The organism is Nonomuraea turcica (genome assembly GCF_030718205.1).
GTDB lineage: Bacteria > Actinomycetota > Actinomycetes > Streptosporangiales > Streptosporangiaceae > Nonomuraea.
Genome location: NZ_JAUZQF010000018.1, coordinates 1 through 24,635 on the forward strand (window position 1 = coordinate 1; position 24,635 = coordinate 24,635).

The 24,635-nt window shown below is 69.9% G+C and carries 15 protein-coding genes and 2 pseudogenes; 7 read left to right on the plus strand and 10 right to left on the minus strand.

The window, feature by feature from the left end; translation table 11 throughout:
• Positions 1-738: 738 nt before the first annotated feature.
• Both Q9G87_RS38460 and Q9G87_RS38465 read left to right on the plus strand, forming a co-directional pair.
• Positions 739-2,745 (plus strand): transposase, encoded by a 2,007-nt coding sequence (locus Q9G87_RS38460; RefSeq protein WP_305921515.1) that lies wholly within the window; start codon positions 739-741, stop codon positions 2,743-2,745.
• Between the two features lie 349 nt (positions 2,746-3,094).
• The gene (locus Q9G87_RS38465; RefSeq protein ID WP_305921516.1) at positions 3,095-3,640 is read left to right on the plus strand and encodes a hypothetical protein; all 546 of its coding nucleotides are present in this window, start codon (positions 3,095-3,097) and stop codon (positions 3,638-3,640) included.
• A gap of 192 nt (positions 3,641-3,832) precedes the next feature.
• Here Q9G87_RS38465 and Q9G87_RS38470 read toward each other — a convergent pair whose 3' ends face one another.
• From Q9G87_RS38470 to Q9G87_RS38505, 9 genes and pseudogenes are all read right to left on the minus strand, one after another.
• Positions 3,833-4,621 carry a sigma-70 family RNA polymerase sigma factor gene (locus tag Q9G87_RS38470; RefSeq protein WP_305921751.1) on the minus strand — a complete coding sequence of 263 codons (789 nt, stop codon included), beginning with the start codon at positions 4,619-4,621 and terminating at the stop codon, positions 3,833-3,835.
• A gap of 966 nt (positions 4,622-5,587) precedes the next feature.
• Positions 5,588-7,789 carry a helix-turn-helix transcriptional regulator gene (locus tag Q9G87_RS38475; RefSeq protein WP_305921517.1) on the minus strand — a complete coding sequence of 734 codons (2,202 nt, stop codon included), beginning with the start codon at positions 7,787-7,789 and terminating at the stop codon, positions 5,588-5,590.
• A gap of 102 nt (positions 7,790-7,891) precedes the next feature.
• A pseudogene (locus tag Q9G87_RS60900) lies at positions 7,892-8,389 on the minus strand (AAA family ATPase); the annotation flags it as partial.
• A gap of 78 nt (positions 8,390-8,467) precedes the next feature.
• Positions 8,468-9,430 carry a carbamate kinase gene (locus Q9G87_RS38480; RefSeq protein WP_305921518.1) on the minus strand — a complete coding sequence of 321 codons (963 nt, stop codon included), beginning with the start codon at positions 9,428-9,430 and terminating at the stop codon, positions 8,468-8,470.
• Position 9,431: 1 nt separating this feature from the next.
• Complete coding sequence (gene argF, locus Q9G87_RS38485) at positions 9,432-10,433, minus strand: ornithine carbamoyltransferase (RefSeq protein ID WP_305921519.1); 1,002 nt, start codon at positions 10,431-10,433, stop codon at positions 9,432-9,434.
• Complete coding sequence (locus Q9G87_RS38490) at positions 10,430-11,701, minus strand: arginine deiminase (RefSeq protein ID WP_305921520.1); 1,272 nt, start codon at positions 11,699-11,701, stop codon at positions 10,430-10,432. The genes argF and Q9G87_RS38490 overlap by 4 nt, the downstream gene beginning before the upstream one ends.
• Positions 11,698-13,125 carry an amino acid permease gene (locus tag Q9G87_RS38495; protein ID WP_305921521.1) on the minus strand — a complete coding sequence of 476 codons (1,428 nt, stop codon included), beginning with the start codon at positions 13,123-13,125 and terminating at the stop codon, positions 11,698-11,700. Before Q9G87_RS38495 ends, Q9G87_RS38490 begins: the two co-directional genes overlap by 4 nt.
• Positions 13,126-13,522: 397 nt before the next feature.
• On the minus strand, positions 13,523-13,963 hold the full coding sequence (locus tag Q9G87_RS38500) for a cupin domain-containing protein (RefSeq protein ID WP_305921522.1): 441 nt from the start codon (positions 13,961-13,963) through the stop codon (positions 13,523-13,525).
• A gap of 124 nt (positions 13,964-14,087) precedes the next feature.
• Positions 14,088-14,585: a hypothetical protein gene (locus Q9G87_RS38505; protein WP_305921523.1), complete on the minus strand. Its 498-nt coding sequence runs from the start codon at positions 14,583-14,585 to the stop codon at positions 14,088-14,090.
• Positions 14,586-14,746: 161 nt separating this feature from the next.
• Between Q9G87_RS38505 and qcrB the strand changes: the two genes are divergently transcribed.
• On the plus strand, positions 14,747-16,270 hold the full coding sequence (gene qcrB / locus Q9G87_RS38510; protein ID WP_305921752.1) for a cytochrome bc1 complex cytochrome b subunit: 1,524 nt from the start codon (positions 14,747-14,749) through the stop codon (positions 16,268-16,270).
• 1,254 nt (positions 16,271-17,524) lie between these two features.
• Here qcrB and Q9G87_RS38515 read toward each other — a convergent pair.
• A complete protein-coding gene (locus Q9G87_RS38515) occupies positions 17,525-20,278 on the minus strand; it encodes a cation-translocating P-type ATPase (protein ID WP_305921524.1) in 2,754 nt (917 codons plus the stop codon).
• A 755-nt stretch (positions 20,279-21,033) separates the two neighbouring features.
• Here Q9G87_RS38515 and Q9G87_RS38520 point away from each other — a divergent pair.
• The 4 genes and pseudogenes from Q9G87_RS38520 to Q9G87_RS38530 all read left to right on the plus strand — a co-directional run bounded on the left by Q9G87_RS38520 (position 21,034) and on the right by Q9G87_RS38530 (position 24,533).
• Positions 21,034-21,156, plus strand: coding sequence for a hypothetical protein (locus Q9G87_RS38520; RefSeq protein ID WP_305921525.1), 123 nt, complete (start codon positions 21,034-21,036; stop codon positions 21,154-21,156).
• Positions 21,153-21,422 (plus strand): annotated as a pseudogene (locus Q9G87_RS60905) (FAD-binding oxidoreductase); the annotation flags it as partial. The gene Q9G87_RS38520 and the pseudogene Q9G87_RS60905, both read left to right, overlap by 4 nt.
• Positions 21,423-21,528: 106 nt before the next feature.
• Positions 21,529-21,687 carry a hypothetical protein gene (locus tag Q9G87_RS38525; protein ID WP_305921526.1) on the plus strand — a complete coding sequence of 53 codons (159 nt, stop codon included), beginning with the start codon at positions 21,529-21,531 and terminating at the stop codon, positions 21,685-21,687.
• A 182-nt stretch (positions 21,688-21,869) separates the two neighbouring features.
• Positions 21,870-24,533, plus strand: a complete 2,664-nt coding sequence (locus Q9G87_RS38530; protein ID WP_305921527.1) for a LuxR C-terminal-related transcriptional regulator — start codon at positions 21,870-21,872, stop codon at positions 24,531-24,533.
• The last annotated feature ends 102 nt before the right edge of the window (positions 24,534-24,635 follow it).

The window sequence follows — 24,635 nt, forward strand, 5'->3', positions numbered from 1 at the left end:
CCAGAGCTTGCTGATCCACGCTCGCCACCCGACTTCACAGTCACTCTGGGCGAGCATCATGCCACGATCTGTCAATAGTGTCCCGAGAACGAACGGTTAAGCATGTCCTGAGCCCTCACATCGACAGGTCGGGCGAGGTGACGGTTCGCCCGATTGTTCGCCCCCTCAAGAGAGGGTATGAACCGTTCTTTACGTTCGCTAAGGAAGCCTGAGCTTCTGCGATGATCTCGTAGGGGCTTGGTTGAATTGCGTGCATCGGCCGGGCCGGGATCGTGACGGTCGTCAAGACCGGGTCTTACGGCTGTTGGAGGATGCCCGGTCTGAGTAGGCTGCTGGCCGATGTCGTGGCGGTCACGTTCCGGTCCTGCGCCGGCAGTGCTGCGGATAGGGCTTGGGCATGGTCATTGACGGCGTGTCCGATCCGGTCTGGATTTCGTTGTCCAGGTGGTGCCCGAGGAGGGTGGCCCGCAGCGCGGAGTCGGGCAGCTTGCGAGGGTTGTTGCCGTGTGGTGGTTGTTGCCGTGTGGTGAAGGTGGCCTGAGCACGTGTGCGGGCAGTCGTCCGCGGTGAGGTGAGGCGGGCGGATGGTATTCGGTGGATGCTTATCGTTCAAACGTTCTACCCACAGATGCAAACTCTTGGTAGTTTTACGGCTACACATCGTTGGAAGTGGGTGGGGGGCGGGGTGCCGGTCGCGCGGTACATGCCTGGATGCCGCCTCGGAACGGGGGCGGCGCCGTGAGTAAGCTCACCGCGACCGCGACCTGTACCGCCCATTCAGCGGTGGTGGAGAAGACCGGTGAGGTCGTTGCTCGGGCGCTGCTGGCGCAGCGGGTGGCCTGGCTGGCTGGCCTGGCCCGGGATCTGACCGTCGATCTGGTGGCCGCCCGGTGGAATGCGGCTGATCTGGATGCGCTGGCCTGCGGGGCCGGGCCGGACGGGCGCGTGTTGCCGTCGAAGGGCTGGATGGCGATGCGCCGGCTGGGCTGGGGCGTGACCCTCGTCCCGGGCGTGCATGTCTGTGATCGGGTGGTTCGGTGTGCGCAGGAGCAGGCCGCCCGCACGTTGCGGCTGGCGCTGCACCGCCGCGCCGTGGTGGCGGCGATCGTGGCGAGTTGGCCGGCCAACCCGCGGGCCCGCACCGACGCCGAATGGCAGGCGCTGCGCGCTCTGCTGCCGGACGGGGTGACGGCGGCCCAAGTCCGCAACCGGACCCGCCAGATCGCCGCCTACCTCGGCGAGCATGACGTGTTCCCGGCCGATCTGACCGATCTGGAGCAGCCGCCGAACGTCGCGGCGCAGATCGTGCTGGCCGCGGCCGACCGGCAGCTGGTCACCCTGGAGCGCACCGACAGCCACAACGCCCGGTTGCGGGTGCGGCTTCCGCTGGTGGAGTCTCCCGCGTGCGGCCGGGACTGGGCCTGGCATGTGCTGCCGGTCGCGTTGCCGCCGACCGTCGCGCCGGAGGCGAAGCTGTGCACCCCCACGCTGCGGGTGAGGAAGGGCCGGGTGCGCGTCGATCTGCCGTTCCAGATCCCGATCGAGTTCGCGCCCGCCACCGGTCATCGGGTCGGGGTGGGGTTCGACTGGGGCTGCAACACGCTGCTGACCGGCGTGACCGGGCATCTGACCGGCGAGGGCCGGGTGATCTGCGACGGGCGGCCGCTCACCTATGACGCCACCGGCATCTCGGCCAAGCTGCACCGGTTGCGGGCCGAGCGTGAGCAGCTGGCCGCCAAGCACCGGCACCAGGAAAGCCTCCTGGCCGGCATGACCACCGCCGACTCCCGCTTCGCCGCGTTGGCCGCGGCCTACCAGGGCGTCGGGGTGGAACACGAGCGGGTGTGCGCCCGTATCCGGCATCTGAACCATGCGCTGGCCTGGTCGGCGGCCCGCTGGGCCCTCGACCAGGCCGTCGCGGCCGGGGCGACGGTCATCTACGTGGAGGACCTGGCCACCCTGGAAGCGCGCGGACGCCGAGGAGCCGCGAACGCCCGCCTGTCGGGGCAGGTGCGCGGGCAGATCGTCGAGGCGATCAGGCACCTGGCGGCCAAGCACGCCATCGCCGTGGTCACCGTCCCGGCCCGCGGCACCTCCAAATATTGTCCCCGCTGCGGGGACGGCACGTCGGTGCTGAAGCATTGCCCGGCGCCGGATCGGCTCGCCGAGCGGGGCTGGGCGTGGGCGTTCTGCCCGGCCTGCGGCCTGTCGTGTGACCGGGACTGGGCCGCGGCCGAACGCATCCTCGCGCGCGGCCTGCTGGGCCAGCACGCCACCCGCACCCACCGCGCAACCGGGGTGCGCACCATCCACAAGGTCGTGGAGGGCAACGTGGCCCGCGCCCGCCGGGCACGTAGGCCCACCCGGGCCGCCCGGCGAGCGCGCCGCACCCGAATCGACCTGCACCCCCGACCTGCGGCGCGGGACAGATCCAAGAACCGTCCCACCCCGAAACGGCCGACCCGCACCACGAAGAACCCGGCGAACACGCCGGTAGAAGATCATGCGATGACCTCCAGCCGTGTGCCCGACCGGCGCACGGTGCCCGCCCCATTCCTCTCGGGGAGTGGTCAGCGTCCGGCGGGCCATGCACCCAAGGCGGGACGGCGCGAGCCGTACCGGACAGGGCATGTCAGGAATTCTCACCACCGGACAGGCTTCCACCACGCCAAAGCCGCCCCCGTGCTCGCGCTTGCCAAGCACGGGAGCAGCCCAAAGCAGGCTACGCCTGTCCGAGTTGCCTGATTCCTTCAGGGAACTACAGAGAATTCAAGACGCTCGATTTGTGGCACCGGCCTGTGGACTGGGCCGCCGCCTCACAAGCGCACACCGCGGTGACCCCCGGAGCCGGGGTGAACGAAATCCAAGGGTCCGTCACGAACGGGCTCTGTCGCCCTGTCTTAGCCATAGGACCGAACGTTACGTAGTGACGGGCGCCTACTGGTCAACGACCAGGTCTACCGTGCTCCGGGCCGCACGACCTCGTGCCGGGTGGGTTCTGCGTCGTTCGGTCGTGCATCGAACGAACCCGAAAGGAGGAACCTCCTCGTGAGACCCCACCATTCCTCTGCGACCTCGAAGGTGGCTCAGTCTGATGGATGACACCCAGCCCACTTCTCGCTACGACGTTCACCCCGTGACCGCGGCCAAGACAGAACCGGCCTCCCTGCCCGACGCTCGCAGCCGGTGGTCACCCTCTCGTGCGACCCTGGCCGGTCAAGTCCGGGATGTCCTCGATGACCTGCCCCGCTTCCTCGCCGCTCCGTTCCTGCGACGTCGACACCTGACCTGGGGGGCCACCCCTGCGGAAGTGACCGCGCCGATGCCCGGCGACGGCCTGCTGCCCCGAGCCCAATACCGCTGCAGCCGCGCGATCACCATCGACGCGCCGCCGGAGCAGGTGTGGCCATGGCTGGTCCAGGTGGGGTACGGGCGTGCCGGCTGGTACGCCGACGACCTTCTGGACAACTTCGCTCGCCCCAGCATCCGGGAGATCGTCCCGGAGCTTCAGGATCTCCGAATCGGTCAGTGGCCGCCGTGGGGCCCGAATTCCTCTGAGCGCACGGCGTCGTCGACGGCTTCGCTCAGCCGTCATGGCTCCTGTGGCGCTCACCGAACCGCACCTGGGCCTGCCGCCTGACGCCGCTGAGCGGCGGGCAAACCCGGTTGATCACTCGAATGCACATCGTGTACGAGTGGCGGCGACCGTTGACGCCGTTCACGGTGATGCTGATGGAACCCGCCGACTACCCGATGATGCGGCGAATGCTAGGGGGATCCGAGAGCGAGCCGAAGCCCAGCACTGACGGGCGGCGTCGGGGCCCCAGCTCGCTCAGCTCTCATGGGCTCCGTGGGGAATCCGCCGACGATGTGACCGGTCAGCGGTCCGACGCTGGCAGCTCGCGGCAGATCTCACCCTCGAGTCGCAGTCGTCGGACCTGTAGCGGGCAACGTCAGCAGCGAGAAGCTCTTCCAATTCGGCGACGTCGCCGGCCTGCGCCGCAGCGAGGAACGTCCGCAGGAGGCGCCGATGCGCGGCGGCGTTCACCGGCTGGCGTTGCCCGGTGGCGATGCGTTCGTGGGCGCGCCGCACGAGTTGCCGCGTATGGTCTTCCCCCAGGTGAAGAACCTCGGAGATGCGCCGGTAGGGGTACTCGAAGGCTTTGCGCAGGAGATACGCCGCCCATTCGGTGGGCGTGAGCTTCTCCAACAGCAGCCGGACCGCCGCATCGACCGACTCATGTCGTTCTGCGGCTGTCTCAGGGCTGACGCTGTGATCCACCATTTCGGGAAGCCATGGGCCCCCGGACGTCTCGCGACGCCTCCGGGCGGACTGGGTGACATTGATGGCGAGCCTGGTGGTGGTCATCGCAAGAAACGCGGGCGGACTGATGACGACTGAGCGGTCGGCGCGTTCCCACCGGAGCCACGCCTCCTGCACCACGTCCTCGGCCTCGCCCACGTCCTCGAGGATGCGGAGCGCGATCGCGAAGAGCCGCGGCCGTGTGGTGACGAACACCGAAGCGGCCGCGTCCAACTCGCTGATCAATCGGTCATCGTGTGCAGAGATTGTCGGACTGGTCTGCGCGGCGTCGTCTCTGTGCGACTCCAGGAGGTTCATGGTCACGGTCTCGGCTCCGTTCGCACACGGCATCCTGCGATGCCACTGCGACAACGGTCGCTTTGCGGACCCCTCCATCGCGCCCGGGGGAGACCGTGGTCGATACCCTGATCCGCGGTCGCCGCCACCTAGGGGTGCGCCCACGTGGTGCGGAAACGGCGCTGCCGGGAGCTCAGCCCCGCCGCATGTCCTCCACCCGCACCGTTTCGGGCCTACGGGCCGTCGGAACGGGGCCATCCCACGGAACAGGAAAAATCATGACCACTCCCCGCCCTCCACACCAGGAGACGACCCGCCGCCGCGGCGATCCGCCTCGCCGCAGTCGCCCTCGTCCCGATGAGCCTCAGCCCAGCGCAGAGCGCCCTCGCTCAGGAAAGCCGGTCGGGGACATCGAAGCCCACGATCGTGCTCGTGCACGGAGCCTGGGCAGACGCCTCGAGCTGAAGCAAGGTCGTCGCGAGGCTTCACTACGACGGGTACACAGTCGCCGCGGTCGCCAATCCCCTGCGATCATTGTCCGGCGACGCCGCCCCGACGGCACTCGTGGGACCAGACTCCGCGCTCTCGGTCCCGGACCCCACTACCGTGTTCGACTTCGTTCCCGCCACGCTCTCGCCCACCCGGGCCACCGACCTTTGCCTCAAGAAGCCGACCGTCTTCGCCTCGTTCGCGACCGGCCTGAGCGCACAGGACAAGGCAACCGTGGCGGCCTCCCAGCGACCGGCCACGATCGGCGCACTCAACGAGCCGTCCGGAGCCCCGCCTGGCGGACGATCCCGTCCTGGTACCTCATCGGAACCAGGGCAGCATCATCCCGCCCCGTGCCGAACGGGCCATGGCTGAAAAAGCCGGCTCTACCATCACTGAGTACAACGCCGGACATCTCGGCCTGATGTCGGATCCCAAGACCGTCACCCAAGCAATCGAGCGGGCCGCAAGGGCCAGCGTTCACTAGCGGCGCGGTGCCTAGCCCGCGCTCTTCCGGCCGGTACCGACGTCCGACGGGCGAAGCTGCCTGCGTGACGTGATGCCCAGCTTGGCGAAGACCTTGCGCAGGTGCCACTCGACGGTATGCGGGCTGAGAAACAGCTGTGCGCCGATCGCGGCGTTGGTCAGCCCACTGGCGGCGAGCCCGGCGATGTGCGCCTCCTGCGGGGTCAGGGTGTCGCTCGCGCGGGCGGCGCGCTCGGCGACCGACTCGCCGACGGCGGCGAGCTCGTAGCGGGCGCGGTCCGCGAACGCGTTGGCGCCGGCCGCGGTGAACATGTCGTAGGCGGTGCGGAGCGGGCGGCGGGCCTCCACGCGCCGGTTTTCCCGCCGTAGCCACTCGCCGTACAGCAGGTGGCCGCGGGCCAGCTCCATCCGGATCCGGGTCCGGCCGAGGTGGTCGATCGCCTGCTGGTACAGGGCCTCCGCCGTACGGTCGGTCGCCAGCAGAGCCCCGGCTCGGGCCAGCACACCGAGCGCCCACTCGGTCCCGCAGGCTCGCGCCGTCGCGGCGAGGCGTTCGTAAGCGGAGGCCGCAAGCTCAGGCTCGCCGCTGCGAACGGCTGATTCGATCAGCTCCGACAGTGCCCAGTAGACGACGGCGGATTCCACCGGATGCTCGGTCGCGGCGCGGGCCGCCGGGAAGGCGTCCTGGTAACGGGCGAGTCCGTTCAGCAGCAGCGACTGCGCCCAGTGGGTGACCATGACTCCGCTGTCTTCGCCGCGGGCGACCACATCGGCCAGGCCCGCCTCGATGAGCGGGGCGGCGGCAGCCTTGTCGCCATGCCAGGCTGCCAGCGTCAACGCGCCGTACGGCGCCAGCGCGACCCCGGTCGCCTCCCCGATCGCCTGGATCTCCGCGACCAGCGAGACGGCCGCCGCGCGGTCACCGGAGAAGAGGCGCACGACCACGAGCGAGTTGAGGGTGAAGGGAAGAGCGCTGAGATCGCCGACGTCACGGGCGACGCATACGTGCCGCTCGGTCAGGATCGCCCAGCTCTCGTCGTCCCACATGTCGGCGGCGGTGACCCCCGCCAGCCACAACCAGGGCTGGTCCTTCGGGCCGGACGTGTCCTCGGTGCGGAACGCCCGCAGAGCCTTCTTCGCCAGCGGTACGGCGGCCGGGTATCCGTCGGTGAACAGCGTGGCGAGGCTGTCCAGCAGGAGATCGCCGGGCCGGTGCCGCGTCGGTTTCGGCGCCGCTTGCACCGCCCGCGCCACCGCCAGAACACCGGAACCAACGGCGAACCCCCCGGCGAGCAGGGCCGCCCCCATCGCGTCGCGGTAGGTGTCCCGGGCGAGCTCACTGTCCAGCGGCTCGAGCCGACGGCCTGCTTCGAGGAGCAGACGCGGCGCGGCCATGTCGTGACCGGAGGCGAAGGCGATCTGTGCCCGCATCAGATTCACCAGTGCCCGGTGGAACTCGTCGGCCGGACCCTCGTCTGCCGTGAGCAGCAGCGCCATTGCGACGTCGAAGGCGCCGCAACGCAGTGCGGCCTCGGCGGCGGACAAGGCGCGGATCGCGCGCGTCGCTGCGTCGGGGGTCAGCTCGGTCGCGCGCCGCAGGAACTCGGCCACGGCCGCGACACCACCGCGACGCTGGGCCCGGTCGGCAGAGCTGACCAGTTCGGCGGCGACCTCTTCGTCGGCATCGGCGGCCGCGTGTGCGCGGTGCCAGGCGCGCCGGTCGGGGTCGACAGCCGGGTCGATCGCCTCGGCGAGGGCTCGATGCACGGTGCGGCGGTCGGCAGGCGTCGCCGCCCGGTAGATCGCCGTCCGCACCAGCGGATGCCGGAACCTCGCCCGGGAACCCAGCTCGATCAGCCCGGCTGCCTCCGCCGGCGCCCCCGCGCTCATCGGGAGGTCCAGCAGCTGAGTCGCGCGGAGCAGCAACGTCATGTCACCGAGCGGCTCGGCCGCCGCCGTCAGCAGCATCTTCTGCGTCGGCGGCGGCAGCGACCGCACCCGCCGGGCGAAGCTGTGCTCGATCTGGCTCGCCAACGGCTGAACATCCGGCCGCCCGAACCCACCGGCCAACTCCGCCGCCGTCAATCCCCGCGGCAACTCCAGCAGGGCCAGCGGATTGCCCCGCGTCTCCGCCACGATCCGATCCCGTACCTGTTCGTCGAGCCGTCCGGGAACGGCCGAGTCCAGCAGTGCGCGGGCATCGTCTTCGGGCAAGCCGCCGACTGTCAACTCCGGCAAGCCTCGCCACTCAGGCCCGGCCGCCGGCTCCCGGACCGAGAACACCACACCGATTCGCTCGGCGAACAGACGTCGCGAGACGAACGTCAACGCCTGCACTGAAGCCTGGTCCAGCCACTGTCCATCGTCGATCACGCAGAGGAGCGGCCTATCCTCCGACACCACCGCCAGCAGACTCAATACGGCCACTCCGACCAGAAACCTGTCCGGCGGGCTTCCGGCGCTGTAGCCGAACGCGACGGCCAACGCATCGCTCTGCGGACCCGGTATGCGATCGCGAAGGTCCAGCATCGGCGCGCACAACTGATGCAAACCCGCGAAGGGCAGCTCCATTTCCGATTCGACACCTGCTGCACGCGCAACCCTGTATTCAGTCGAACGCCCTACGAGGTAATCGAGCAAAGCCGATTTCCCGACGCCTGCCTCACCACGTATCAGCAAGGCTCGCCCTGGACCGGAGCGTACGTCAGCGAGCAGTTGGTCCAGGACCGCGCACTCCACACGCCGATCGCGGAGCTTATGCGCCCCCGCACCACTTGTCATGGCCCCACCACCCTGAGACGAGGTTAGAGCCATTGACCCTTTCGCGCGATAGGTGTCGTCTGGAACCCACGGGCCGGCACGCCGTACCACTGCGAGCGGCTTCGTCGACGGTCAGGTCGTCAGGGCCGTACCGGATGAGACGGCGTGCGGCGTCCCCGCTGAGTCGGTCGATGCCGTGATGGTGGTTCCGGCCGTGCCGGCGAGCACCGCGGACGCGTCCCGCAGTGCTCCGATCGCCGCCGGCCGTCCGGTCGCGGTGACGAACCGGATACAGGCGTCGATCTTCGGTGCCATCGATCCGGCTGGGAAGCGCATGGCGCGTAGCTCGCCGACGCCCACCGTGGAGAGCGGTTGCTCCTGGGGAGTGCCGAAGTCACGCCGGACGGCGTCGACGTCGGTGAGCACCACGAGACGGTCGGCTCCCAGTTCGATCGCCAGCAGCGCCGCCGTGAGGTCCTTGTCGACGACGGCCTGCGCGCCCTCGAATCGCCCGTCGCCCCGGGCGAGGACAGGCACTCCGCCCCCGCCGCCGCAGATCACGGTCGTGCCGCCGGCCACCAGTTGCCGGATCGTGGGAAGTTCGACGATCCGGCGGGGTGACGGGGACGCCACGACCCGACGCCAGGCCCGGCCATCCCGGGCAATCGTCCACCCATGCTCCAGCGCGAACCTGCGGGCCACCGGCTCCGGGTAGCCTTGACCGACGAACTTCGTCGGGGTGCGGAACGCCGGATCGTCCGCGTCGACCTCGGTCTGCGTGACGATCGTGACAACTGGTCGGGCCATGCCCGCGTTGCCGAGTTCCTGCGACAGCCAGTATCCGATCATGCCCTGGGTCTGGGCACCGAGCGTGTCGAGGGGGAACGGGTGAGCCAGGGCAGGGTCGTTCTCGCTCTCGACGGCCAGCATCCCGATCTGCGGCCCGTTGCCGTGGCAGAGCACGAGCGTGTGCTCAGCGGCGAGCGGCGCCAGCGCCCGGGCGGCGGACCGCACGTGCTGCCGTTGCACCGCCGCATCCGGGCGTTCACCTCGCTCGAGCAGGGCGTTCCCGCCCAACGCGACGACAAGCAGCATGTCACTCTCCCAGCGCCGCGACGAGCAGAGCCTTGATGGTATGCAGCCGGTTCTCCGCCTGTTGGAAGACCACGGAGGCGGCGGAGGTGAACACCTCGTCGGTGACCTCGGCCCCGACGAGTCCGTAGCGCTGGTGGATCCGCAGGCCGAGCTCGGTGGTGGTGTCGTGCACGGCCGGGAGGCAATGGAGAAACCGCGTGCCGGGACGGCCCGTGGCGGCCATCACCTCCGCCGTGACCCGGTAGGGCGTGAGCAGCGGAACACGCCGATCCCACTCGGCTTCGGCCTCGCCCATGCTGACCCACACGTCGGTGTAGACGAAGGCGGCGCCGTCGAGCGCCGTCGCCAGGTCGTCGGTGACCGTCACCCGGGCGCCGCTGGTCAGCGCCATGCGCTCGGCCTCCTTCACCAGTGGTTCCGGAGGGCGCAGCTTGGCGGGTGCGGCGATCCGTACGTCCATGCCGAGCATGGCCCCGGTGATGAGCAGCGACCGCGCGACGTTGCCGCGCCCGTCGCCGGCGAAGCAGTAGCTGATCGTCTCGATCTCGCCGGGCTGGTGTTCGCGCATGGTGAGGACGTCGGCGAGCATCTGGGTCGGGTGCCACTCGTCGGTGAGCCCGTTCCAGACTGGCACGCCGGCGTGCCGGGCCAGCTCCTCGACGGTCTCCTGGGCGAACCCGCGGAACTCGATCCCGTCGTACAGGGCACCCAGCACCCGTGCGGTGTCCGCGACGCTTTCCTCCCGGCCCAGGTGTGACCCCGACGGTCCGAGGTAGGTGACGTGGGCGCCCTGGTCGTAGGCGGCCACTTCGAACGCGCACCGGGTGCGGGTGGAGTTCTTCTCGAACACCAGGGCGATGTTGCGGCCGGTCAATGCAGGTCGTTCGCGTCCGGCCCTCTTGGCCTCCTTGAGCGCCGCGGCGCGGTCGAGCATCTCGAGGAAACCCTCGCGGCCGAGGTCGGTCACGGTGAGCAACGAGCGGGATGCGGATGAGCGGGTCATGGCGTTTCCTTCGAGGAGAGGGGCACGGGGTCGCGCAGGACGGGGCAGGTCATGCACCGTGCCCCGCCGCGTCCACGGCCGAGTTCGCCACCGGCCAGAGGAATGACCTCGAGGCCGTGGTCGCGCAGCATGGCGTTGGTCGCGGTGTTGCGCTCGTATCCGAGTACCACCCCGGGAGAGATCGCCAGGAAGTTGTCGGCGTCGTTCCACTGCTCCCGCTCGGCCTCGCGTCGGTCCCCCACGGCGGTGAGGACGCGGACGTCGTCGTCCTCGATCGCCTCGCGCAGTCCGGCGGTCAGCCCTATCCGGTGCTGGACGTTCACGCCCTTCCCGACGGGGGCGGGGGTGAGCAGCCAGACCCGGGCCGCGGCCTGGTCGAAGTAGGGGTAGGCCACGAAGGTGGCGACGTCGACCATCGTGAGCACGGTGTCCAGGTGCATCGTCGAGCGGCTCTTGGGCAGCTCGACGGCCAGTACGCGGCGGGCATGGCCATCCAAGAAGAGCCGCCGGGCAAGCATCTCCATGCCCATCGGCGTGGTGCGCTCGCCCATTCCCACCATGACGACGCCCCGGGCGATGACGTGGATGTCGCCGCCCTCCAGCGTGGCCGGGGCGTGAGCGAGGTCGTCGTCGCCGTAGACGGTCACGAAGTCCGCGTCGGTGAACAGCGGATGGTACCGGTAGACGGTGCGGGTGTTGATCGACTCGCGGCTCCGAGCCGGCTTGGCCATGGGGTTGACCGCGACGCTCCGTCCGATCCACGCCGAGTTGTCGCGTTGGAACAGCGTGTTGGGCAGCGGGGTGAGCACGAAGTCGTCGGTACCGAGGCTTTGCCACGCCACGCTGGCCCTGCCGGGCACGTCGATGTCCGACTTCAGGACCCCGCCGATCAGGTAGTCGGCCAGCGAGACCGGGTCGGTGTCCAACAACAGCGCCCGCAACTCTGCAGCCAGAGCCGGCCCGAACTGCTGATCGGTGCACACGCGATTCACGGCGAAGTGCCGACCGGCGTCCGTCGCGAGCGCCTGTGCCAGCAGATCGGCGAACAGGTGCACCCGTACGCCGTGGCCTCTCATCACCCCGACGAACTCGTCGTGTTCGCGGCGGGCGCGATCCGCCCAGAGCACGTCGTCGAACAGCAGGTCGGCGGCATTGTCCGGGGTCAGCCGATCCAGTTCCCGTCCGGGCCGGTGCACGATGACCTCGCGCAGCCGGCCGATCTCGGAATGGATGCCGACCTTCAACGCGACGTCCTGGTCCGTGGTCATCGCGTCACCGCCGGGGTCTCGCCGTACGTGCCGCGGCGGGCCTTGACCCACACGTACACCGGCACACCGAGCAGCAGGCAGAACGTGCCGTAGTAGACGGCCGCGTAGCCGCTCCCGGCGAGGGCCCAGAAGCCGAACGCCAGCGCGAGCGCCGAGACGACGACGTCGCGCGCCAGATGCCTGACCCGTAGCCGCCTGCCGTCGGTGCGCAGCCAATACAGCTGTGCCGCTGCGGACAGCAGGTACGGGACGACCGAGGTGAGCACCGACAAGAGCACCACGGTGATGAACACCTGCTCGAAGCTGGTGTAGCTGACGACGGTGAGTCCCGCGGCCAATAAGGTCGAGATGACGATCCCGAATGCGGGAACGCCGGCACGGTTCCGCCGGGCGAAGGCGGTTGGGAACAACCCGTCCTGCGCCGCTGCCCGCGGCATCTCGGCCACGATCAGGGTCCAGCCGACCAGCGCCCCGAAGCCGGACACGACGGCTGCCGCGGCGACCGTGGCCCCCGCCCACTGACCACCGAAGATGGCATTGGCGGCGTCGGTGAAGGGCGCGGTGGAGGCGACGAGGTCGTCGTGCGCCACGGTGCCGAAGACGGCGACGGTGCCGAGGATGTAGACCGCGGCGCAGGCCAGGGTGCCCAGCACGGTGGCTCGGCCGACGTTCCGCCTCGGGTTCCGGACCCGGGCCGCGGCGACCGACGCGGTCTCGATGCCCAGATAGCTGAACAGGGCGATGGCGCCAGCCGCGCTGATCGCGCCGAGCCAGGAGGTCCCGCTCGCGTTGAATGCGCCGAAGTTCGCCGTGTTGATGAACAGCAGGCCGATGGTGGCCATGAACAGCAGCGGGATGAACTTCAGAACAGTCGTGACGACCTGGAACGCGGCGAAGCTGCGCAAGCCCATCAGGTTGACCAGCGCCGGCAGGAGCAGCCCGACCAGCGCGATGACGATCGACCACCCGACCTCGTGCCCGGTGTTCCAGAACACCTCGACATAGCCGACCCACGCCACGACGATCGCGGCGTTCCCGGCCCACGCGGTGATCCAGTAGCTCCAGGCGATGAGGAATCCGGCGAACTCACCGAACGCGTCGCGGGCGTAGACGTAGGGGCCACCCGCGCCGGGCAGGCGCACCGCGAGATCGCGGAACGTCAGCGCCAGCGCGATCGCACCGATCGTGACGAGCCCGAACGCCACCAGCGAGATCGGTCCGAACACCGCCAAAGCGGAGGGCAGAGCGAACACCCCCGTCCCGATGACCGAGCCGACCACCAGCGCCGACGCCGTACCGAGCCCGAAGCGGCGCTCACCCGGCTCACGCCCGGTCGGTGGCCCGGCCGAGACTGAAGGACGGGTCGCTTCCGGAGGCGGCGAGCCGCTGCCCATCTGAGCCGGCGCTCCGATGTCATGGCTCATCACGAGCTCCTCATGGGAATGCCGGCGCCTGAGGCCGGTCTCCGGTGACAAGCAGCCCTCATGATCCACCTCTCTCACCACTGATCGGATTGGTTCGCCCACTTGGACCGGGCGGCCATCCGATTCGTGACACCGCACGCCCCAAGGCGTGTCTGGCGAAGCAGTGACTCGGAACGGTGACAACGCTCATCTGGCGCCCATGGCCGTCGGTGCTCGTGCAGGAGGTGAACCGAGCACACTGAAGGCGGGAACCGAACCCGGTTCCCGCCTTCTTCGAGTCAGGCCCCGGCGACAAGCCGTAGCCGCCCGTGCAGCACCTGCACCGTGACTGCGACCACTGTCCACCTCACGGGCACGCGTCAGCAGATCGCGAACGAGTGCAGCCACGAGACCTTGGTCATGACTGCGGCGCGCGACGGTCTCGCCGGGCCTCCAACTCCTCCGGGCTGACCGGGATCAACATCGGCTGCCCGGGCGCGCAGAACATCGTCACCACGAACGCCGACTCCTCGTCGGCGAGGTGGTTGCCGTCCTGGTAGTGGATCACGTCCCCACCGGGCTCCGAGAACGCCTCACCGGCCCGGACGACCCGCACGGGGTCGCCTTCGAGCTCGAAGTTGATGGCCCCCTTGACCACGAACCCGTACGCGGGCCCGGAGTGCCGGTGAGGCGGCGCACCAGGGCTGTTCGGCGGCAGCGTGACCAGGAGCGTCATCGCCTCGGCCCCCTCCGGCGCAGGCGGCGCCCCCGGCACGGTGGCGACCACGTCGATCTTCGGCGGCGGCCCGCTCTTGTCGGGGTTCTCAAGGTGGTGGGCGTGAGCTTGATCGGTGCTCATCGGGCTTCCTTCCGGGAAGTGGCCGGCTGGATCCGGCCGTGCACCAGCTCAGACAAGACAGCACCCCTGATGTGTGACAACGCCCCGAGCATGGCGCCTGCCGGAAAAACTTCATCAAACGGCATCAGAGGGCCAATGCGGCCATGAAGGCCATGCTGGCCGCCATACCGGCCGAGCACACATCCTGGCTGAGCACCCTTCGATCCGCGCTCGGCTCGGGCAGAACACGGATGAGCCGAGCGCAGGTCCAGCCCAGCCCGATGACCAGGGCCACCGTGGCGAGCGAACCGCCTCCGTGCGGGTGCCCGGACGAAGCGCCGTCGAGAGGGGGCCGGCTGAACGCCGTCAGCACCAACAGCATGGGCACGACCACGAAGTCCTGGATGTGATGACCGGTCTCCGCGCGACGGGAGGAGGAGCCGCAGAGCCAACCGGCGGTCAGCAGCACGAGCACCGCGACGGAGAGGAACAAGCCACCCAGATGCCCGGCCGCCATGCCGAGCGCCATGACGACGTGCGGCCACCTTCTAGCGGGACGTACGGAGGGCAGCAGGGCCGGGGCGAGCGCCAGGACGCAGCCGACCAATGCTCCCGCGGTGTGGAGGAAGGCCTGGGCATCCATGCTGCACTCCTTGCCGACATTGGCGGTTACACCCTCTGACAGGACAGCTCGGCAAGCTGTGACAGGGCAATGCGTCCCCCTTCTGGCACCGCGTGTCACGTATCGCCGCGCCATCCGGTCGTTGGCTATGACAATGCAACCGAGCCGGGTGCGGGGTGACGATGAAGGTCGGCTCACTGGCCAAGGCGCTTGACGATCGTGTCGGCGGCGCCGGTTTCCTGAACAGGGCGATGCGCAAGGCCTTCGCCAACCACTGGACATTCCTGCTGGGCGAGATCGCCCTGTACGCCTTCGTGGTCGTCCTGGTCACCGGCGTCTTCCTCACGTTCTTCTTCAAGCCGTCCATGGAGGAGGTCGTCTACAACGGCGCGTATGTGCCGCTGCGCGGTGTCACGATGAGCCAGGCGTACGCGTCCTCCTTGGAGATCAGCTTCGAGGTGCGCGGCGGCCTGCTGATACGGCAGATGCACCACTGGGGCACGCTGATCTTCATCGGCGGGATCGTGGCACACCTGCTGCGCAATTTCTTCACCGGCGCCTTCCGCAAGCCGCGCGAGCTGAACTGGCTGATCGGCATGGTCCTGTTCGGGCTGGTGATGCTCAACGGGCTGCTCGGCTACTCGCTGCCCGACGACCTGCTGTCCGGGGCCGGGCTGCGCATCCTGCACGGGGTCACGCTGTCGGTGCCACTGGTGGGCACGTACCTGGCGACGTTCCTGTTCGGCGGCGAGTTCCCCGGCGATGACATCATCTCCCGCCTCTACAGCCTCCACGTGCTGCTCATTCCGGGCCTGCTGCTGGTGCTGGTGCCGCTGCACGCGGTGGTGCTGACGTGGCGGCAGATGCATACGCAGTTCCGGGCGAAAGGGCTGAACGAGCGGTTGGTGCGCGGGGACCCGTTCTTCCCGGCGTTCCTGGCGAAGACGACGGCGTTCCTCCTGTGGGTGACCGGGGTGATCGCGCTGCTGGCCACGGTGTTCCAGATCAATCCGATCTGGCTGTACGGGCCGTATGTGCCCAGTACGGTCAGCGCGGGCTCCCAGCCCGACTGGTACATGGGGTTCCTGGAGGGCGCGCTGCGGCTCATGCCGCCGTGGGAGTTCACCGTGTTCGGCCACACCGTGACCATGAGTGTGCTGATCCCCGCACTGGCGGCGCCGGGGTTGCTGTTCGCCGGCCTGGCGCTGTATCCGTTCGTGGAGCGGTGGGTCACCGGTGATGGGGCCGTGCACAACCTGCTCGACCGGCCGCGCGACGCGCCGACGCGGACCGGGATCGGGGTCGCGGGGATCGTGTACTACGGGGTGCTGTGGATGTCCGGGGGCAACGACTTGATCGCCTCGACCTTCCACATCTCCCTGAACGCGACGACGTGGATCTTCCGGGTGGCGATCCTGGCAGGGCCGGTGCTGGCGTACGTGGTCACCCGGTGGATCTGCCTGGGGCTGCAAGCGCGGGACAGGCACATGGTCGAGCACGGCGTAGAGACCGGCGTGATCGTACGCGGGCGCGGCGGCGGCTTCACCGAGGTCGAACGGCCGGCGACCGAGGAAGAGAAGGCGAAGCTCGTGCCGCCCGCCCCCGAGACCCCGCCCGCGTTGCCGCCGGTGAGCAACGGAGACGTCCCGCCGCCGGCCAAACACCGGATCCGAGAGGCGTTCCACCGCTCCTGGAGCAGCCGCTGACAGCCGTCGCCTCCTACCTTCGACAGTCAAGGGTCAACGGGCGTTTGGTCGGCAGGGGCGGTGCCCATGGCAAGCAGGGATCCCAGGTTGCAGCTGCGTGGGCGGCAGATCGAGTGCGAGGCGCTGGACCAGCTCGTGGCGACGGTGCAGGCCGGTCGTAGCTCGGTCCTGGTTGTGCGCGGCGAGGCCGGCATCGGCAAGACGGTGCCCGGAGCCACAACGCGACGCGCTCGGGACGGCATTCGGGCTGAGCGCGGGCACTCCACCGGACCGCTTTCTGGTCGGGCTCGCGGTGCTCAGCCTGCTCGCCGACGTGGCTGAAAAAGAGCCGCTGGTCTGCCTGGTCGATGACGCCCAGTGGCTTGATCGAGTCTCCGCGTAGACCCTCGCCTTCGCGGCGGCTCTCCTGTTGCTCGTGCCGAGTCGAGCCCACGCCGGCGAGCCTGCCGCCGCCGATGCGCTGGTCACTGAGGCGGTGACATCGGTGAGGCGACGGGCAGCCGCTTCTTCGCCCAGTACTGTGCCATGGTGGTCGAGCCGTGGAGAGGCCGGGAAGCCGCGACACGTCAGGCGATCGAAGCGGTCACGCGGGACATGGCCCTTCAAGGGGAAGGGAAGGTGCTGACTGCCACTCAATGAGCGAGCTCGGTGATCTGCAACGGCCTCGGTCGCTACGAGGAGGCGTATGTCGCGGCCGAGCGAGGCGCCGAGCACCCACAGGAGCTCGGACCGTCCATTTCGTCCATGGTCGAGCTCGTCGAGGCCGCCGCCCAGAGCGGAAGGCCGGCCCGCGCTGCCGAAGCCGCTCACCGAATCGACGAGATGGCACAGGCCAGTGGCACCGACTGGGCCCTCGGAACGTCCGCGTGCGTGCGTGCCCAGGTGAGCGAAGGAACGGCCGCCGAGGATCTGTACCGGGAGGCGATCGAGCGGCTCGGCCGCACCGGGGTCGGAGTGGCACACGCCCGCGCCCGGCTGCTCTACGGCGAGTGGCTGCGCCGGGAGAACCGCCGCGTCGACGCGCGCGAGCAACTGGGCATCGCCTACGAGATGCTCAGCCGGATGGGGGCCGAGGCTTTCGGGGAACGCGCCCGGCGCGAGCTTCAAGCCACCGGCGAGACGATACGCAAGCACCCCGTCGAATGGCACGTGCGCAAGGTCTTCGTGAAGCTCGGCATCGTGTCCCGCAAACAGATCCGCACCACGCTGCTCGAAGGTACGGGGGGCCTGACACCGTGTGATCGGCGCGCGGCCTCATGCCGTGGCCTTCAGGCGGTGGGCGCCTTGACGGCGGTCGCGGGCGCGGAGCAGGGCTTTGACGAGTTCGCCGACCCACAGGATGGCCGAGCCGACGACCAGGCAGGTCAGCCACTGTCCGAAGGTGAGATCGGTGGTGGTGAAGAAGCTGTGCAGGGCGTCCAGTTCGACGATGAGCAGCAGCAGGGCGACGACCGCGAGGGTGGCGATCAGTGGGTTGGCGTTGTGCAGGGTTTCGCGGTGGAGCAGGCTGCGGGTGGGGTGGCGGACGGTGAGCAGGTTGAACGCCTGGAAGAAGACGAAGGTGACCAGCGCCATCGTGCCCGCGACACTGGCCTGACCCACGGCAGGAGCGGCGGCCCCCGGTGCCCAGGCGAGGACGGCGGCGGTGCCGGTCGCCATGAGGGCGCTGGTCAGCAGGATGCGGATGAGGCGCTCCCTGGTGAGGATGGGTTCGCGTGCAGGGCGTGGCGGCCGGCTCATCGCGTCCGGGCTGACCGGGTCGACGCCGAGTGACATCGCGGGCGGGCCGTCCATGACGAGGTTGACGAAGAGGATCTGCAGGGCGGTGAACGGGGCGCCCCCGGCGATGCCGGCCAAAGAGGTGATCAGGAACGTCAGCACGAAGCCGAGCGCGGTGGAGACCTGGAAGCGGGTGAACTTGACGATGTTGTCGTAGATGCCGCGCCCTTCGCGTACGGCTCCCACGATGGTGGCGAAGTTGTCGTCGGTGAGTACCATGGTCGCCGCTTCCTTGGTCACCTCCGTTCCGGTCAGGCCCATGGCGACGCCGATGTCGGCCTTGCGTAGCGCGGGGGCGTCGTTGACACCGTCGCCGGTCATCGCGACCACGTCGCCGTGGGCTTGCAGGGCGCCGACGATGCGGAGCTTGTGCTCGGGTGAGACCCGGGCGATGACGCCGATGTCGTCCAGGCGGCGGGCCAGTTCGGTGTCGTCCGGGATCTGGTCGAGTTCGGCGCCGGTGACGGCTTGGCCGGGGATGTCGAGGTCGCGGGCGATGGCCGCGGCCGTCACCGCGTGATCGCCGGTGATCATGCGGACGCGGATGCCCGCGTCATGGCACTGCTGGATGGCCTGGCGTGCCTGCGGGCGGGGCGGGTCGACGATGCCGACCAGGGCGATGAGGACGATGCGGTCCAGCAGCCTCTTCGTATCGGCGCCGGCGTCGAAGCTGTCGGCGGGGAAGTCTTGGTGGGCCATGGCCAGCACCCGGCGGCCCTGTCCGGCCAGGGTCGCGTTCGCTTCGTCGTAGCGTCGCCGGGCCTGCGGGTCGATGTCGGTGATGCCGTCCTGGCCGAGGTAGTGGGTGGCCCGTGCGGCCAGGACGTCCGGCGCGCCCTTGATGAAGCAGCGCACGATCGGCCGGCCATCATCGCCGGTCCAGTGGTGGAAGGTGGCCATGAACTTGTAGTCCGCGTCGAACGGGATCTCGGCCAGGCGCGGGCGCTGCTGGCGCAGTGCCGCGACGTCGACGCCGCCCTTTTCGGCGAGCACGACCAGGGCGGCCTCGGTGGGGTCGCCGACCACCTCCTCGTCCTCGCGGAGCACGGCGTCGGTGCACAGCGCCATCGCGATCAACGCCTGGTCCAGGGTGTCGGGTGGCGGGCGGCCGTCGGTGGAGCGGATCCGTCCGTCGATGGCGTAGCCGTGACCGGAGACGGTGAAGCGCCGCCCCGCGAGGATGAGCTCCCGGGCGGTCATCTGGTTCAGGGTCAGCGTGCCGGTCTTGTCGGTGCAGATCTGCGAGGTGCTGCCGAGGGTCTCCACCGAGGACAGCCGCTTGACGATGGCGCCGCGGCGGGCGAGCCGGTCGGTGCCCATGGCCAGGGTGAACGCCACCACCGCCGGCAGCCCCTCGGGGATGGCGGCCACGGCCAGCGAGACCGCGGTGACGAACAGCACCCCGAACTCCTGCCCGCGTACCAGTCCGAGCACGACCACGATGACCACCACGACGGCGGAGATGAGCGCCAGGGTTCGGCTGAGTGAGCTGATCTGCCGTTGCAGCGGGGTCGGGGCGGGCTTGGTCGCGGCGAGCAGGTCGGCGATCCGGCCGGTCTCGGTCGCCATGCCGGTGGCCGTGACGAGCATGTCGCCCCGGCCGCGGGTGACCGAGGTGTTCATGAACAACGCATTCGTACGGTCGGCTAGCGGCGCCCCCTCCTCGACGCGGCCGATGGCGGACTTGGCGACCGGCTGCGCCTCTCCGGTCAGCTCCGCCTCCCGCACCTCCAGGGAGGCCGCGGACAGCAGCCGCCCGTCCGCGGGCACTCGGTCTCCGGCCTCGACGGCCACTACGTCACCGGGAACCAGCTCCTTGGCGTCCAGGCGGGCGAGCCGGCCGTCGCGCCGGACGGTCGCAACGGTGGAGGTCATCTTGCGCAGCGCCTCCAGCGAGGCTTCGGCGCGGGATTCCTGAACGAAGCCGATGGTGGCGTTCAGCAGCACGACCACGGAGATCGCGAGCGGGGTCTCCCACTCGCGCGAGATCAGCAGGCTGACCACGGCCGCGATCAGCAAGATCACGATCATCAAGTCCTGGAACTGACGCAGGAACACTCGCCAGCGCGTTTCGCGGGCCGCCTCCCGCAGTTGGTTGGGGCCGTAGCGCTCGAGCCGTCGCGCCGCCTCGCCGGTTGACAAGCCTTGGTCCGGGGCCGCCGCTTGGAGCATGATGGCGACGTCGCCGGCCGGCAGCGCGTGCCACGGCGTCTGATCCGGTTCGATCATGTGGTCAGTCCTCCGTTGGCTGCGTGGCCGTCTTCCCAGCCGGTTTCCCTGGCCGGGCGGTCGCCGACTCGACGTCCGGCATGAAAGACCTTCCTGAAGAAGGGGGGATGCGAAGGTCGGCTCACCTCCTAAGACCGGGACGACCGTGCGCGTTGTGACAGGTCCCTTCAGTGGGTCGTGTCGACTGACCGGAGCCGGGTCGAGGTGTCGCCGGCCTTCGCCGGCTGCACGATGCTGTCCGAAGTGGCGAGAGCCGCGCGCTGGTGCTGCGCGGTGAGGCGGGAGTGGACAAGACGGTGCTGCCGGCCGAGGCCGCCCGATCGGCCGCTGCATTCCCATGATCGCCCTGAGGGCGTCACAACAGGACCGGCTCTCTGGTCTTAATGGCCGGGCAGACGTTCTGGCAACCGGGCGGGGAGACCCAACCTGGCAAGCACTTGGCTCGTCTGCCTGGCCTCTCGCGGTCGCCGCGGCCACGAAGTGGTGGCCGATGGCCCGTCTGACGGGGCAACCAGGGGAGGGGGCCATGGGCGCGGGCCGTCTCGGGGCGGCCCGCGCCTGTGCGCCGGCGGCTCAGCGGGGCGAGCACGACGCCCACCTGTCGGGTCCCTGAGCCTGATCCCATTCCCGGTCGCTCGATGAGGCAGATCCATCCACGCAAGCACGTTCGGAGGAAAGATGAGCGGTCCGGTCGGTAAGAACACCTTCCCGAGTGGCTGCTCGATCCGACCGACATCGAGCGCGAGCCTGCAACGGTGACCGACTCCTACCTCGCCGTCCATGACCACGCCTATCAACCCGGCCACCTGGACGCCGGCCTGGGCCACGACACGTTCGTCTGCTGTCCGCGGGTCGAGCAGATCCGGGGGCGGCGATGACGTGGAACCTGTTCACGGCCCCACCCGAACTGGAAGGCAAGATCGTCACCCTGGAGGACCCGCGGTATCTCCTCTTGGACTCCACGAACACGCCAGCGGACGAGCCCACGGCCATCGTGCTTCCCGAGAACACCGCCGAGGTGGTACCCGCGCTGCGCTTCGCCCGCGATCGGGGCCCGCCCCTGACCGTGCGCAGCGGAGGACACGGTCTGCCACGGTGCGCCTTCAACGACGGCGTGATCATGGACCTGTCGGCGATGAACCGCGTCGAGGTGCTGGGCGGTTCGCGGCGCCGGCTCCGGGGTCGGCATCGTGGTGGCAGTCGAGATCGAGGCGATGGAACTGCGCGACGTCGCGTACGCGTAGATAGCCGTGGAGATCAAGCGGAACGGCCACGCTCTGCAGCATTGGGCCGACTACATGACCTCCGCCGCGCGCGAGTTGACCAGCGCCGTCACCCTCGGCGTGACCATCCGCCTGCACGTCCAGACCAGAGCTCTTGATCACTGGTTATCGGCGGGACCGGTCTGATCGGGTGCGGCTCCCACCGATGGCGGGTGACGACGTGGCTCAGGCGCTCGGCCGGGTGCTCGTGTTGCACCGCTCCTTGCATCTGATGAATGATTCTCACGTCAGATGGAAGGGGTGTGCGTGGCCAGAGGCGTGGAAGGGCCGTCGGGACGGGTCCGGCGCGCGCCGGGCGGGGGCCCCGGGTGATCGTCGGGCGGGCGGCGCAGATCCAGGCGCTGACCGCCGTGCTGGATGAGGCCACGCAGCACCGTGGTAGCGCCCTCGTGGTGCGGGGAGAGGCCGGGATCGGCAAGTCCGCGCTGTGGGGCGAAGCCTGTGCGCTGGCCGAGGTCCGCGGAATGCGAGTGCTGACCACCGTGGGCGTGCAGGCCGAGGTGCAACTGCCGTACGCCGGGGTCGGGCACCTGTTCCGCCGGCTGCGCCCGGAGTTCGGCGCGGTCGAGGGCGAGGCCCCGTTCCGGGTCGGCGTCGAGGTGCTCGACCTGCTCGGCGGTCTGGACGAGCCGGTCCTGCTGGCCGTGGAGGACGCCCACTGGCTGGACCGGGCGAGCTGGGAGGTGCTGGCCTTCGTCGCCCGGCGGCTGGAGTCCGACCCGGTCGCGCTCGTGCTGACGGCGCGCGACGGCGAGGACGTCGATCGGAACCTCGCCGCCGCCGCGCTGCCGGAGCTGCAGCTCGAACCGCTGGAGACGACGCATGCCGGAGCCCTGCTCGACCAGGTCGCACCCGGGCTCTCGCCCTCCCTGCGCGAGCGCGTGCTCGCCGTGTCGGCGGGCAACCCCCTCGGACTGGTCGAGCTCGGCGGGCTGGCCGCCCGCTCCGGCGGCGCCGCGCTGCTGCCGTCACGCCTTCCGCTGAGCACCCGGGTGGAGCGCACGTTCGCCGGGCTCGTCGGCGAACTGCCCGCGGCGACACGCGCGCTGCTGCTCGTGGCGGCGCTGGACGACGGCGACGACCTCGATGAGCTGCTCGCGGCGGCATCCAGGCTCGAAGACCGGCCGGTCACGGCCGACGACATGGAACCGGCCGTGGTCAGCCGGCTGGTCAGCGTGGACGAGCAATACCGGTTGCGGTTCCGGCACCCGCTGTTGCGCTCGGCCCTGCAGCAGTCGGCGAGCGCGGCGCAGCGGCGGCGGGCGCACGCCTGCCTCGCGGCGGTCGTGGCCGACGACGATCGGCGGGTGTGGCACCGCGCCGCCGCGGCGGCCGGCCCCGACGAGGCTCTCGCCGCGGACCTGGCCGCCATGGCCACCCGGGCCCGCTACGTCCAGGCCGCGTCGATCGCGCTGACCGCCATGGAACGGGCGGCGCAGCTCAGCGAGGACCCGCGGGAGCGCGGCAGCCGGCTGTTGTGGGCCGCGATGACGGCGGACGAGCAAGGCGACGGCGAGACCGTACGCCGCCTGCTCGACCTGGTGGACGAGACCCGGCTACGCCCGGCGGACCTGGCGCGGTATTCCTGGTACCGCGAGGCGTTGCTCGGCAACGGCTGGACCGGCAGCGCGCGGCTGGGCGTCTTCCTCGAGCTCATCGACTCCATCCGGGACGCAGGCGATATCGAGCTCGCCCTTGAGGCCCTGACCAACATCTGCCTGCGGTTCTACTGGTCCAACCCCGACGACCGCACCAGGCTCCGGTTCGTGGAGGTCGCCGAGCAGATCGACGCACCGGAGGGCGACACCCGGGTGCTCTGCGCGCTGGCCCAGGTCGCGCCCGTCGAGCGCGGCGCGTCCTGCCTGGAAGGGGTGACGGCGTCGCAGCACCGGCTGGAGCTGACCCCGCGGCAGCGCTACGACTTCGGCTTCGCGGCGTCGGCGCTCGGCGCGTACGCCCTGTCGAACACGTTCCTGAAGGCGAGCACGGACACGCTCAGGACGCAGGGCCGGATCGGCATGCTGATGCAGAGCCTGACGAGCCTGGCCTACAACGCGGCCGCCGCCGGCGACGTGCGGGCCGCCGTGTCCGCCGCGACGGAGTGCACGGCGCTGGCCACCGAGACCCAGGCGCCGGTCTGGGCGCTGCAGGCCCGGCTCCAGCTCGGCATGGCCGAGGCACTGCGCGGCAACGGCGAGATCGCCAACGAGATCGCGGATGTCAGCGAGAAGACGCTGTTCACGGCCGGGATGCACGCGATGTTGTCGCTGACCCAACGCATCCGTGGCATCAGCGCGCTCGCCTCCGGCCGGTTCGAGGAGGCGTTCGGGCATCTGCACCGGGTGTTCGACCCCGGCGACGTCGCCTACCACCCGTACCTGAGGTTCACCCTCGTCGGGCACCTGACCGAGGCGGCGGCGCACTGCGGCGCGCTCGACGAGGTCCGCGCCGTGGTGGCCGAGCTGGCGCCGATCGCCGCGCAGAGCCGCTCGCCCGTCCTCATCACGGGGCTGCGTTACGCCGAAGCCGTGCTGGCCGACGACGCGGCGACGTACGAGGCCGTGATCGCCGCGGACCTGCGTGACTGGCCGTTCGAACGGGCCCGCCTGCAGCTCAGGTACGGCGGATGGTTGCGCAGGCAGCGACAGGCGGCGGAGTCACGGCCGCTGCTGCGTGCCGCCGCCGCCGCGTTCGACGCGCTCGGGGCGGCGCCGTGGGCGGAACGGGCACGGGCCGAGCTGCGGGCCACGGGCGAATCCCGGCGCAAGCCGATCGACGCCCTCGACGCGCTGACCCCGCAAGAGCAGCAGATCGCGCGGCTCGCGGCCGACGGGCTGAGCAACCGGGAGATCGCCGAACGGCTGTTCCTGTCTCCGCGCACGGTCACCACCCACCTCTATCGGATCTACCCGAAGGTCGGGGTCAAGTCGCGCGGCGAACTGGCCGCGATGATGGCCGAACGGTCGTTCTGACGAGGGCGGGCCGCGGCGGTGCCGGAACGGCGTCCGGGCACGCTCTCGTACCTTTACGTACTCCTACGTACGCAGACCCCCATCAACCACCCGTACGTTCTT